Annotated in this window: 13 protein-coding genes and 1 tRNA gene; 9 read left to right on the plus strand and 5 right to left on the minus strand. The window is 63.7% G+C overall.

Going from position 1 to position 11712, the window contains the following annotated elements; all coding sequences use genetic code 11:
• The 5 genes from ACO41U_RS06895 to ACO41U_RS06915 all read left to right on the plus strand — a co-directional run.
• Positions 1–363: hypothetical protein (locus tag ACO41U_RS06895; protein ID WP_485942643.1), on the plus strand; the 363-nt coding region annotated here is incomplete at its 5' end.
• Between the two features lie 14 nt (positions 364–377).
• Positions 378–725, plus strand: a complete 348-nt coding sequence (locus tag ACO41U_RS06900; RefSeq protein WP_485942645.1) for a hypothetical protein — start codon at positions 378–380, stop codon at positions 723–725.
• 1 nt (position 726) lies between these two features.
• Positions 727–1284, plus strand: a complete 558-nt coding sequence (locus tag ACO41U_RS06905; protein ID WP_485942647.1) for a glycoside hydrolase family 108 protein — start codon at positions 727–729, stop codon at positions 1282–1284.
• Positions 1271–1816: a 3TM-type holin gene (locus ACO41U_RS06910; protein WP_485942649.1), complete on the plus strand. Its 546-nt coding sequence runs from the start codon at positions 1271–1273 to the stop codon at positions 1814–1816. Before ACO41U_RS06905 ends, ACO41U_RS06910 begins: the two co-directional genes overlap by 14 nt.
• 34 nt (positions 1817–1850) lie before the next feature.
• Positions 1851–2135, plus strand: coding sequence for a hypothetical protein (locus ACO41U_RS06915; protein ID WP_485942651.1), 285 nt, complete (start codon positions 1851–1853; stop codon positions 2133–2135).
• Between the two features lie 22 nt (positions 2136–2157).
• On the opposite strand, the gene ACO41U_RS06920 is transcribed toward ACO41U_RS06915, so the two are convergent.
• Together ACO41U_RS06920 and ACO41U_RS06925 are read right to left on the minus strand one after the other, a co-directional pair.
• A complete protein-coding gene (locus ACO41U_RS06920) occupies positions 2158–3327 on the minus strand; it encodes a tyrosine-type recombinase/integrase (RefSeq protein WP_485942653.1) in 1170 nt (389 codons plus the stop codon).
• 176 nt (positions 3328–3503) lie between these two features.
• Positions 3504–3591: transfer RNA gene (locus ACO41U_RS06925), tRNA-Ser, on the minus strand.
• 130 nt (positions 3592–3721) lie between these two features.
• Between ACO41U_RS06925 and ACO41U_RS06930 the strand changes: the two genes are divergently transcribed.
• Complete coding sequence (locus tag ACO41U_RS06930) at positions 3722–4168, plus strand: acyl-CoA thioesterase (RefSeq protein WP_485942655.1); 447 nt, start codon at positions 3722–3724, stop codon at positions 4166–4168.
• A 78-nt stretch (positions 4169–4246) separates the two neighbouring features.
• Here ACO41U_RS06930 and ACO41U_RS06935 read toward each other — a convergent pair whose 3' ends face one another.
• Together ACO41U_RS06935 and ACO41U_RS06940 are read right to left on the minus strand one after the other, a co-directional pair.
• A complete protein-coding gene (locus tag ACO41U_RS06935) occupies positions 4247–5509 on the minus strand; it encodes a dicarboxylate/amino acid:cation symporter (RefSeq protein ID WP_485942656.1) in 1263 nt (420 codons plus the stop codon).
• A gap of 124 nt (positions 5510–5633) precedes the next feature.
• Positions 5634–6941 (minus strand): MFS transporter, encoded by a 1308-nt coding sequence (locus ACO41U_RS06940; RefSeq protein WP_485942658.1) that lies wholly within the window; start codon positions 6939–6941, stop codon positions 5634–5636.
• A gap of 165 nt (positions 6942–7106) precedes the next feature.
• On the opposite strand from ACO41U_RS06940, the gene cysS reads away from it, so the two are divergent.
• Complete coding sequence (gene cysS, locus ACO41U_RS06945) at positions 7107–8528, plus strand: cysteine--tRNA ligase (protein ID WP_485942660.1); 1422 nt, start codon at positions 7107–7109, stop codon at positions 8526–8528.
• A gap of 93 nt (positions 8529–8621) precedes the next feature.
• Here the strand turns inward: cysS and ACO41U_RS06950 are convergent, their stop codons facing one another.
• Positions 8622–8987 carry a hypothetical protein gene (locus ACO41U_RS06950; protein ID WP_298778697.1) on the minus strand — a complete coding sequence of 122 codons (366 nt, stop codon included), beginning with the start codon at positions 8985–8987 and terminating at the stop codon, positions 8622–8624.
• A gap of 840 nt (positions 8988–9827) precedes the next feature.
• On the opposite strand from ACO41U_RS06950, the gene ACO41U_RS06955 reads away from it, so the two are divergent.
• The gene (locus tag ACO41U_RS06955) at positions 9828–11108 is read left to right on the plus strand and encodes an amidohydrolase (protein ID WP_485942662.1); all 1281 of its coding nucleotides are present in this window, start codon (positions 9828–9830) and stop codon (positions 11106–11108) included.
• A 23-nt stretch (positions 11109–11131) separates the two neighbouring features.
• Positions 11132–11557: a hypothetical protein gene (locus tag ACO41U_RS06960; protein ID WP_298778693.1), complete on the plus strand. Its 426-nt coding sequence runs from the start codon at positions 11132–11134 to the stop codon at positions 11555–11557.
• Positions 11558–11712: the final 155 nt, after the last annotated feature.

Consider the following 11712-nt stretch of genomic DNA (forward strand, 5'->3'; position numbering starts at 1 on the left):
GATGGGCAGGACGGCAGGCCAAACCTGCTGGGGAAGTTCATCCGCGGGGTCCCCGCGGCAACCAATCCAGGCAATACCGGGGGCAGTGATTCGATAACGCTGTCAGAGGCGAATCTCCCCGCGCACAGGCACAATGTGAACGCCGAGACAACGGGGCACAGCCACACTATCTCTGGAATAGGGCAGGGAATGCTTAGGGCGGGGGGCAATCAAAACGTTCCGGCGATTATCGCAGACCAGTACGGAACGCCGACCTCCACGGTGAAGGACAAAATCAATACGGCAAGCTCAACGGTAGGTGGCGGGCAGGCCTTCGACAACCGTCCCGCCTACTATGAGCTGGCGTATATCATCAAACTATAGAGAGGGGGATAGGCATGGTGATGTTGGCTGTAGCAGTTTTCGCAGCGTTTGTAATCCACGAGGGCGGCCACTGGCTGGCCGCCCGTTTCTTTGGTAAACAGCTTCGGTTCCGATTCGCGTGGGGACGCTTCGGCGTCCCCCGCTTCGTCTGGCAGATGCCGTATTTCTTCATGAACGAGGGGTGGAAGGTGAAGGTCATCGCCGCAGCCGGGTTCGGGACGGAACTCCTTGCAGCCGTCGTCCTCCTGGCCGTGTGGCGCGAGTTCGGGCTCTGGTATGCGGGCGTGGCCGTGGCGCACCTTGCAGCGTATCGGTGGTACGCGGGCGAGGCCAGCGATTTCAAATGGTTCAGGAGGGGATAGCATGAGCGAGTTCGAGAAGTGCCTGGGGATCGTCTTCGGCGCGGAGGGTGGGTATGCGAACGATCCGGTGGACCGGGGCGGCCCCACCAATATGGGGATCACCGCAGGGACGCTCAAGACGGCCTTCGAGCGGGGGCTGGTGCAGCACCATAACGTCAAGGTCCTGACTAGGGGGGAGGCGGCGAAAATTTACGAGGTGATGTACTGGGGCCCGTCCAAGGCGCCGCAAATGCCCTGGCCGCTCAATCTGCTGCACTTCGATGCGGCGGTGAACCACGGACTTGGAGGAGCCGGCCGGCAGCTCCAGAACACCTTGAACCGCATCCTGGGGGATGGTGCCGTGACGGTGGACGGCAGCGTCGGCCCCAAGACGCTGGAGGCTCTGAAGCCGTGCCTGACGAAGCCGGAGAACGTCCGAGCTGTCTGCCTGACGCTCCTGGACGTCCGGAAGGCGTACTTCCTGCGGATCGTCGAACGGGACGAGAAGCAGAGGAAGTTCCTGAGGGGCTGGATGAACCGCCTCAAGAAGCTGCGGGGGTACGTCGATGAAGCTGCTTGAGCTGGTTCCGGAGTTGGGGAAGATCGTTGACGATCTGGTGTCTACCCCGGAGGAGAAGCGCGAGGCGCAGCTCCGTCTGAAGGAGCTGGAAATCCGGGACCAGGAGGCGCGGTTTGGAGCGCTGGCGGCCTGGCAGAGCAACAAAAGCCTGTTCGTTTCGGGCGCCATCCCGGCGATCCTCTGGACGGTCGTGTTCACGGCGGTGTTCAACTACATCATCGCGCCGCTGCTTGGCACGTTCGGCCTGACGGTCCCCGTGCTGGAGCTGCCGCCTGCGTACTACACGCTGGCAGGGTCCATCGTCTGGGGACTGCTTGGCAAGAAAGCGTGGGACGCGACAGACCTGCAGTGGGGCAGCTTCGAGAAAAAACCCAAAGCAACCACAGAGGGACCTGCCCCCGTCTCGGTATCGGTGCCGGCAGTGCCACAGCGGAAACGGAAGAAGATCGACTTGAACGATCCGGAGGCTGTCGATCGGCGGCTGAGGGAATTAGCTGAAGAGTATGGAGTGAGTGGCGATGGACGAGAGTAAACTTTGGGATTTAGCGCAGGTATTGGAGCGGACTGTGACGAGACAGGACAGCATCGTGAAGTTGTTGGATAGATTGCAGACCAAACTTGAATCTATTGAGAAACACGACAGCCTCCAGGAGGAGCGGATGGCGCAGATGCAGGAGGCCATCGCCACCCTGACTGAATCCGTGCAGCGGGTGAACGACGCCTCACACCGGCTGCGGCGCATCGCGCTGGGGTTCGTGGTTCTGCTGGGGGCCCTGGCCGTCCTGACCGGCGTGCTGGGGTGGGACATCCTGCCAAAGTTTCTCAAGGCCGGAATCGCGACGCTGATGTAGAACGGGGCCCTTCGGGGCCCCGCTATTTTTGTGCCAGCTCGTCGAGATAGTCAGCCCACCATTGCATCATGCGACGACGCTCAGGGAGATACTCGGCATAGTTGTAGGCGGCCTTGACCGTGTTTGCCTCGACGTGGGCCAGCTGGCGCTCGATCGCGTCCGAGGGCCAATCGTTCTCGTGCAGCAGCGTACTCGCCAGGCTCCGGAAGCCGTGGGCGGACATTTGCTCCTTCTCGTACCCCATGCGACGGAGTGCTGCGGCGATCGTGTTCTCGGACATGGGACGATCACCCCTTGCCAGGTTCCGGAGGCTGGGGAAAACATAGCGTCCGTGCCCGGAAACCCCTCGCATCTCCACCAGAACCTCCGCAGCCTGGCGGGACAAGGGGACAATATGCGGCCGACGTTTCTTCATCTTCTCGGCTGGAATGCGCCATTCCTCCGCATCGAGGTCAACCTCGCTCCACTCCGCATGGCGAATCTCTCCGGGACGAGCGAAGGTGAGGAGGGAAAATCGGAGTGCACAGTGGACGACCTTCCCTCCTGTAAAGGATTCGATGGCCCGCACCAGACCGGCGACCTCCGCCGTGTCCGTCAGGCTGGCATGGTGCTTCGGCTTCTTGGGCGGCAGGGCCCCGCGCAGATCGGCCGTTGGGTCCCGCTCGGCCTCGCCTCGAGCCACCGCGTACCGAAGTACCTGCCCGCAAATCTGGAGGACTCTGTGAGCCGTCTCCAAGACCCCTCGAGCCTCCAGGGGCCGGAGCATGTTCAAAATATCCTGGGCCGTGATCTCTCCTGCCGGACGATGCCCCAGGGATGGGAAGATAAGGCGCTCCAGGCGAGACAGAACCGTCTGGGCGTGCCCCTCCGATCGGACGGCCTGGATGTTCTTGGCGAACCACTCCCGTGCGACATCCTCGAACAAGCGCCCCGAGGCCCTGCCCGTCTTGGGGTTGAGCCCCTGAGCGAGTGTCAGCCGGGCCTCGTCCCGCTTCATCCTGGCCATCTTGAGCGAGACATCCGGGTACACGCCGAAGGCAAGGGTGTTCTCCTTGCCTCTCCAGGAATAGCGCATCCGCCAGTACTTGTGGCCGTTGGGCATGACCAGGAGATAGAGCCCCCGCCCATCCGGCAGCTTGTAGGACGCCGACCTTGCTTCCGCCTTCCTAACGATAACGTCCGTCAACGGCATGATCTTCACCTCGATACGGGTACAAAATGGATTCTCGGAAAAGTACCCGAATTTGTACCCGTATCTTATCCTAGTTTCATCTAAAACAATAGGGGTTATTGTGGAGTTAAAAAACAAAAAATCCCGCTTAGTGAGCGGGGTTTCTGAGAGAATAGGGAATCATCGGTTTTAATGACTGGCGGAGGACAGAGGATTCGAACCCCTGGAGGCTTGCACCTCAACTGATTTCAAGTCAGCCGCCATCGACCGCTCGGCCAGTCCTCCGCGCCTGCGATTATATCATAATCCGTGGGACTGCGGGCGCCTTCATGCCTTGAATTCACCGGCCGCCGCCCTTAAAATAGGCTTCAAACGACGGACGGGACGGTGCGTCCCGTGCCTTTGGGAGGACAGGATGATGGACGGGAGAGGGGCTTTCGTCTGCCGCACCCGGGTGCGGTACGGCGAAACGGACAAGATGGGCATCGCCTACTACGGGCGCTACATGGATTGGTTTGAGATGGGGCGGACGGAGTTCTGTCGCGCTCAGGGCAGGAGCTTCACGGGGTGGGAGGCCCAGGGGATCCTGCTGCCGGTGGTCGAGGCCCACTGCCGCTACAAGGCCTCGCTGCGCTACGACGATGAGATCGAGATCGAAACGAGCGTCGCGGAGCTGTCGAAGGTCAGCGTGACCTTTCGCTGCCGCGTGTTCCGTGCGGCGGACGGCAAGCTGGCCGCGGAGGGGTACACGCGGCACGCCTTCACCTCGACCGACGGCAGGCTCCTCCGGCACGGCAACGCGCTGGCGGACTGGCTGGAGGCGATGGCGGCGGGCGCAAGCGCCCACAGGACGGCGGAGTGACATTTAGCACAAAAGAGGGACGGGCCGATCGGGCCCGTCCCTTCGTTGATCGTCGTCAGAGCCGGTCGCCTGGAGCCCCTAGCTCTGATCTCGCCCTCCGAGGAGCTCTTCGCCCTCGCTGACCGCCACGACGGCGCAGACGGCCGTGTCACCGACCACGTTCAGGCAGGTGCGCGCCGCGTCCAGGATGGCGTCAATGCCCGCCACGAGGGCGAGGCCCTCGATGGGAAGCCCCACGCTCGTCAGGACCATCGTCAACATGATGAGCCCACCTCCGGGCACGCCCGCCGTGCCGATGGAGCCCAGGGTCGCCGTCACGATGATGCCGATCTGCATCTGAAACGTCAGGGGGACGTTGAAGGCCTGGGCCACGAACAGGGCGCACACACCCTGATAGAGTGCTGTTCCGTCCATGTTGATCGTCGCGCCGAGGGGCAGCACGAAGGAGCTGATGCCCTCCGAAACGCCCAGGTTGGAGCGCACGTTGCTGTAGGTCACGGGCAGGGTGCCGGAGCTGGAGCGCGTGGCGAAGGCCGTGATGGCGGCCTCCTGGATGCCCCGGAAGAACCACAGGGGCGAGCGCCGGCAGAGCATGGAGATCATCCCGGAGTACACGATGACCGCGTGGAGGATGCAGCCGAGGTAGACGGCGGCGATGACCTTGGCGAAGGGCGCCAGAATGGCGAGTCCGTACTTCGCCGCCGTGACCGCAATGAGGGCGAAGACGCCGAAGGGGGCCGTCTCCATGATCGCGCGGGTCATGGCGTACATGACCTCCGCCACGCCCTCGAAGAAGTCCGCGATCTTCCGGCCCCGCTCGCCCGCCAGGATGCAGGAAATGCCGAAGAAGAGCGCAAAGACGATGATCTGGAGCATGTTGGCTTTTACCATGGACTCGATCGGGTTGGCGGGGAAGATGCTGAGGATGACGTCCAGGATCGGCACGGCCTCCTTGGCTTCAGCCCGTAGCCCGGTGGGGATGTTCATGCCCGTTCCGGGGTCGATCACGTTGCCCAGCATGAGGCCAATGACGATGGCCACCGCCGTGGTGAGGAGGTAGAGTACCAGGGTCTTGACGCCGATGCGCCCCAGCTTCCTGGTGTCCCCGACGGAGGCCGCTCCCGTCACCAGCGAGGCAAACACCAGCGGGACGATGATCATCTTCAGCAGGGTCAGGAAGATCTTGCCCACCAGGTCCAGGAAGGGCATGACCCACCCGCTGAGGAAGGGGGACGTGCTCAACAGCGGGCCGATCCCGAAGCCGAAGAGGACCCCCAGGACGAAGCCGATGCTGATTTTTACAAGCAGTGAAACTTTCCTTTTGCCGCCGTTCTCGCTCATTCGTGCTCTCTCCTTTCAAGGGGACCGCCCTCCGCCCCTGGCGGGAAGGACGGGTACGGCGGTCGTCTGAACCCATATCCTCAATCTATTGTACAATATTTTTTCGATTCTGCGCGTTCTGTCTTCATCCTTCCACCCGGCCATCGGAGTTGTTCAGGTGCAGGGAGATCATGAAGCCTGCGATAGCCGTCAGAGGGCCCATGAGGATGAATATCTGGGCGATGCTCCATCCCCAGGAGATGAGCAGGCTCGATCCCACTGCGGATGCCGTCATGAAGATGGAGTCCGAGATGTTAGCGCAGGCGATGACACGGGCGACGCAGCCCTCTGGAGCACGGCTCTGGATGACGGCGTAGAGGGGGACGATGTAGAGGCCTCCGCAGAAGGCGATGAGGAAGAGGCAGAGGGGGATGGGCCAGTTGGCTGGGCTCTCGAGGAACGCGCCAAGCCCCATCAGGCAGGTTCCCGGCGGCGTTTGGGGCCTGTCGCTGAACATCCAGAGGAGAACGCTGGCCGCCGCGATGCCGAAGGCGGCCGTCGGCACGAAGCGCGCCGTGACGCGCCCCCTCAGGAGGGCGTTACAGGCCATGGACCCGATGCCGATGCCGAGGGAGAAGATGGCCAGGAAGGAGGTGGCCACGTTCTCGTCCGCTCCCAGCACCAGGCGCGCGTAGGTGGGGAACTGCGCCAGGAACGTCGCCCCCACGAGCCAGAACCAGGAGATGGCCAGCATGGGGGCGACGACCTCCTTCATGGGGACGATGTTTTGAACCATCTCCCACGTCCTTCGGAGGAAACGAGGGGAGATGCGGCGCATCGGGTCGATGGGCTGGGTCGGAGGGATGAACCAGCTGCTGACCCACCCTGCGGCGGCGATGAACACGGCGGTCCCTCCAACCATGTAGATCCCTCCCCGGCGCAGGATGAGGACGCCCCCCAGGATGGCGCCGCCCAGGATGGCCAGGTAGGTCCCCATCTGGATCAGGCCGTTGCCGGCGATCAACTCGTCCTGGGCCAGGTGCTGGGGCAGGATGCTGTACTTGGCGGGACTGAAGAACGCGGACTGTGCCCCCATCAGGAAGAGCACGGCAATCAGGAGCCAGATGTTGCCGAGGTAGAACCCGACGGCGGCGCCGGCCATGATGAAGATCTCCGCCAGCTTCACCTGGCGCATGAGGAAGGCGCGGTCGCAGCGGTCCGCGAAGTCCCCCGCGGGGGCGGCGAAGAGGAAGAAGGGGAGGACGAAGGCCCCCGCCGCGACGTTGACCATGACGCGGGGGTCCGAGCCCGCCTCGTCCGCCAGGCGGAAGGTGATGAACATCATGAGGGCGCTCTTGAAGAAGTTATCGTTGAAGGCGCCCAGGAACTGCGTCAGAAAGAGCGGAAGGAAGCGGCGCGTCGTCAGCAGGGAAAACTGATTTTTAGCGGGCAAGGCTATTCGACCTCCGAATCAAAGTGAAAAACATGTACAATAGACGCGGGGCGAGGACGTGCCCGCCCTGTCCGCACTATTATACTCATTAACGCACGGTGCGGGGAGCCCGCAGCGCGCTGTCCCGGCGCGGGCGAATTGTCATTTTTCGGAGGTGCTGTTGACTTGAGCCTGATGCTGTACAACGATCTTACGCGCAAAAAGGAGCCGTTCGTCCCGCTGAAGGAGGGGGAGGTTTCCTTCTACAGCTGCGGGCCGACGGTATACGACTACTTTCACATCGGCAATGCCCGGCCCTTCATCGTCTTCGACGTGCTGCGCCGATGGCTGGAGCACCTGGGGTACAAGGTAACCTTCGTTCAGAACTTCACGGACATCGACGACAAGATGATCCATCGGGCGCACCGGGAGGGGACGACGGTCCCGGAGCTGGCGGAGCGCTTCATCGCGGAGTACCGGAAGGACGCGAAGGCGCTGGGCATCCGCCCGCCCACCGTCGCCCCCCGCGCCACGGAGAACGTTCCGGAGATCATCGCCACGATTCAGAGGATCATGGACAACGGCCACGCCTACGTTTCAAGCGGCGACGTCTACTTCGACGTCCGAAGCTGGCCGAAGTACGGCACCCTGTGCCGGCAGGGACTGGACGACCTGGAGGCCGGCGCCCGCGTCGAGGTCGGGGAGAAGAAGCGGGACCCGCTGGACTTCGCCCTGTGGAAGGCGGAGAAGCCCGGCGAGCCGGCGTGGGACAGCCCCTGGGGCCGGGGGCGCCCCGGCTGGCACATCGAGTGCAGCGCCATGTCCTCGAAATACCTGGGCGAAACCATCGACATCCATTCGGGCGGCGTGGACCTGGTCTTCCCTCACCACGAGAACGAGATCGCCCAGAGCGAGGCCGCTAACGGAAAGCCCTTCGTGCGCTACTGGCTGCACAATGGCTTCCTGCTCATCGACAGCGAGAAGATGTCCAAGTCGCTCGGCAACTTCCTCACGGCACGGGCGGCGCTGGAGAAGTACCCGCCCTTGGCGCTGCGCTTCTTCATGTTGAGCGCCCACTACCGGAGCCCCATCAACTTCGCCCCCTCCGGGCTGGAGCAGGCGGCCAGCGGCGTGACGAGGCTCCGGAACTGCCGGTCCGACCTGGACTTCGCCGCGAAAAACCGTCAGAGCGCCGCGTCGGACCTGGACTGGGCGGCCTTTGAGGCGGAGATGAAACGGCTGGAGGGGAGGTTCGCCGACGCCATGAACGACGACTTCAACACGGCAGCAGCCCTGGGCGTCCTCTTCGACGTCGTGCACCTCATCAACACGACCCTGAAGGACCATGAAACGCTCCCAAGGGCCTTCTTCGAGACGGCAAAGGCGGCCTTGGGAACCTACGACGACGTGCTGGGCGTTATCGGCCCCGACGAGGCGGAGTCGGGAGAGGGCGAGGACCAGGAGGTCGAACGCCTGATCGCGGAGCGGCTTGCGGCCCGCAAGGCGAAGGACTTTGCCCGGTCCGACGAGATCCGCGCCCAACTGAAGGAACGCGGCATCGTCCTGGAGGACACGCCCCAGGGCACGAAGTGGAAACGGGAGCTCTAGGAAAACGCGAAAGGGCGGAGGCCTGCAGGGGCCCCGCCCTTTCGTTATGAACGTTCTATTCTCACAGCGCTGTTGCAGCGCTTCCCTGCAGGGCTAGTCGTCCGCCCTCATCTGCTCCTGCTGCACCTCGAGGAACTCCGCCAGCTCCTCCAGCGTCCAGTCCACGGAGTTCAGGAGCCTGGAGTCCAGCCCCCGGAGCTTGCCCTGCTGAGCACGGCGCTTCCTCTCGCGCAGGTACTTCTTCCACGTCTGCGGCGTGGCGTCCAGCCCTCGTTCGGCGCGCCAGAGCGTGTAGCCCACCTCGAACTGCCAGCCGGGCGGCGGCGCGTTCTTGAGGCGGGCCCGTTTCCTGGCACTGCTTGCCGCGTCCGCCCCCAGCGCCAGCACGGCCCCGATCGCGGCGGCCAGCAAAAGGGCAAGGATCGCCCGCCCCGTTATCCTCTTCATGTTCATGGACATTCCGTTCTCTCCGTTTCCAGACGTTCTGAAAAACTCCTCGGCGTTTATTGTACAATGAAATGCGTAAAAAAGCGCAAAAAAATTTCGCGAGCGAGCGCCCCCTTCGAAGCTGGTTTTGAGGCTAATCCCCGCTGTAGAGCCCGTTTTTGGAGCGCTTTGGGGTGGCACACGAAAAACTGAAGTTACCCTAAAAAATCCTTGGAGTTTTTGGACGCTTGCGATAGAATTAAGAAGCGGGCCTTTGAGTCCGTCTTTGACAACCGCTTTTCAATGACGTGCCGCGGGGCACGCCTCTTCCTTGTGGAGGCGTGCTGCTGGACCTTGTCCTCCTTCCCCGTTCCAGGGCGGCTATACCTGCGTCATCGAAACCTGTATCCTTCCCCCTTATGTGCGCCCCTCCCCCTCGGAGGGGCGCATGTTGACCCGATGGCAAAGCTCCCTCATCGTTGGGGCGTGCCGTTGGCGTTTCGGGGCAAAATCCGTTGAGAAACTTAAAGATGGGGTTGGATTTTGGAGCCGTATGCGATAGAATAAGTGTAAATGTTTCTGTGAGCCGTCGTCCCCATCCGAAGTCCCCTGCGCTCGGCGGAAGGCGCGTCCAGGTTCCCGCGAGACATTTGCGTTACGGCGTCCCCCTGCTTCATCCATACCTGAATCCTTCCCCCTTACACAAGGCCCCTCCTGACGGAGGGGCCTTGTGTTGTCCGACTCCATCCCGACCGGTCCCTGCTGAAGGAGCTCGGTCTAAGCACAAACATCCTGTCCACGGAGTGCCGGTCGTGCTAAAGTATAAAGATGAGCGTTGTGAGCGGACCTGCGGGATCTGGAGGGATGAGAGCGATGGACTTGAAGGAACTGGAGCGAAGGATGATCGAAACGCGGCGGGACCTGCACCGCTTTCCGGAGCCGGCCTGGACGGAGTTTCGCACCTCCGCACTGGTGGCGGCGCGGCTGGAGGAGCTGGGGTACGCCCCCAGGGCGGGGCGTGAGGTCATCGACGAGGGCTCCGTGATGGGGCGCCCCTCCGAGGCGGAGATCGACCAGGAGATCGCCCGAGCCGTCGAGCAGGGCGGGGATCGGGGCTGGATCGAGCGGATGGGGCGGTACACGGGCGTGACGGCGGACCTGGACACGGGCCGCCCTGGACCGACGCTGGCCCTTCGCTTCGACATGGACTGCGTGGACGTTGGAGAGGACACGTCGCCCGACCACCGTCCCGCGAAGGAGGGCTTCGCCAGCGTCAACCCCTGCCGGATGCACGCCTGCGGGCACGACGCCCACACGGCCATCGGCCTCGGCGTGGCGGAGCTCCTGGCGGAGATGAAGGGGCGGCTCTGCGGGCGGGTGCGCCTGATCTTCCAGCCCGGCGAGGAGGGGTGCCGTGGCGCCTACGCCATGATGAAGAAGGGCGTCGTGGACGACGTGGACTTCTTCCTGGCCATGCACATCGGAGGCGGGGTGCCGACGGGAACCTTCGGGCTGAACTCGCTGGGTTACCTGGCCACGACGAAGCTCGACGCGCGCTTCACGGGCGTGCCGGCCCACGCCGCAGGGGCTCCCCACATGGGGCGCAATGCGCTCCTGGCTGCCGCTACGGCCGCGCTGGGGCTGCACTCCATCGCGCCGCATCGGGATGGGGCCATGCGCCTGAACGTGGGCGTGCTCCAGGCCGGAACGGGGCGGAACGTCGTCCCCGCCGAGGCGCTGATGAAGGTGGAGACCCGGGGCGAAACGCAGGAGGTGGCCGACTACGTCTACGGGCGTGCCGAGGAGGTCCTGAAGGGGGCGGCGACGATGTACGGCGTGCGGGTGGAGTTGAGCAAGGCGGGCGAGGGGACGACCGCCAGAGGTGACGAGGAACTGATCCGGCGCGTCGGCGCTGCGCTGCGGGCTTCGGGGCTATTCCGCAACGTGTTGGACGTCGTGCGAGCCGGCGGCAGCGAGGACGCCACGTGGTTCATGCGCCGCGTGCAGGAGAGGGGCGGCGAAGCCGTCTACATGGCGCTGGGCGCGGACATCACCGCGCCGCACCACAACGGGCGCTTCGACGTGGACGAGCGGGGTATGCTCCCCGGCGCGCGGGCCATGGCCGCTATCGCGGAGTCGCTGCTGGGCCAGTGAGCCCGCGATCGGGAGTGAACAGGATGGCGCGCTGGGGCCTGTTTCTGGCGGGGCTGTTCGCCGGAGCGACGGGGGCACTCGTCTGCCTGGACCACTTGGGGGTGGGCGTCCTGTGCCTCGCTGCGGCGTCGGTGGCCCTCTGGTTCGCCTTCAGACGGCAGGAGGCGGAGGAGCCGCAGGAACGCGGCGTGGTGAGCGATGCGGACCTCTCGGAGCTGGCGCTGTTCGTGGCGGAGCTCGCCGTCAGCGGCCTGAAGGGGGTGGGGCGCACCATACCGCCCTCGACGAAGGAGATCGAGCAACTGGAGGGGCGATTGAACCTCCTGCTGGACCGCATGGGGGTGTCCGACGCCAGCCGGTCGGACCTGCGGAGCGAGTTCGAGCGGATCAAGGGGCGCACCCGACGTAACGAGGGGGGTATCGCCCTGATCCGCAGCAGGCGGCTTTAGGGAAGCGCTGATTAATCTTAAAAAGTTGTTGAAAGCCATCACGGTTCTCAACGACTTAGATCGGTGTTTTCCTAGACCGCGGCCTTGACGCGAGATGAGAAAAACGGCGAAAACTATGGAGGAACCGGATGAATAAGGGGCAGAAGTTCTCCGCG

It is taken from the genome of Fretibacterium sp., from assembly GCF_057312375.1.

Excerpts from the sequence above, each read along its gene's own strand:
- ACO41U_RS06900 (WP_485942645.1), top strand. The coding sequence starts at position 378 with ATGGTGATGTTGGCTGTAGCAGTTTTCGCAGCGTTTGTAATCCACGAG.
- ACO41U_RS06905 (WP_485942647.1), top strand. The coding sequence starts at position 727 with ATGAGCGAGTTCGAGAAGTGCCTGGGGATCGTCTTCGGCGCGGAGGGT.
- ACO41U_RS06910 (WP_485942649.1), top strand. The coding sequence starts at position 1,271 with ATGAAGCTGCTTGAGCTGGTTCCGGAGTTGGGGAAGATCGTTGACGAT.
- ACO41U_RS06920 (WP_485942653.1), bottom strand. The coding sequence starts at position 3,327 with ATGCCGTTGACGGACGTTATCGTTAGGAAGGCGGAAGCAAGGTCGGCG.
- ACO41U_RS06930 (WP_485942655.1), top strand. The coding sequence starts at position 3,722 with ATGATGGACGGGAGAGGGGCTTTCGTCTGCCGCACCCGGGTGCGGTAC.
- ACO41U_RS06935 (WP_485942656.1), bottom strand. The coding sequence starts at position 5,509 with ATGAGCGAGAACGGCGGCAAAAGGAAAGTTTCACTGCTTGTAAAAATC.
- ACO41U_RS06950 (WP_298778697.1), bottom strand. The coding sequence starts at position 8,987 with ATGTCCATGAACATGAAGAGGATAACGGGGCGGGCGATCCTTGCCCTT.
- ACO41U_RS06955 (WP_485942662.1), top strand. The coding sequence starts at position 9,828 with ATGGACTTGAAGGAACTGGAGCGAAGGATGATCGAAACGCGGCGGGAC.
- ACO41U_RS06960 (WP_298778693.1), top strand. The coding sequence starts at position 11,132 with ATGGCGCGCTGGGGCCTGTTTCTGGCGGGGCTGTTCGCCGGAGCGACG.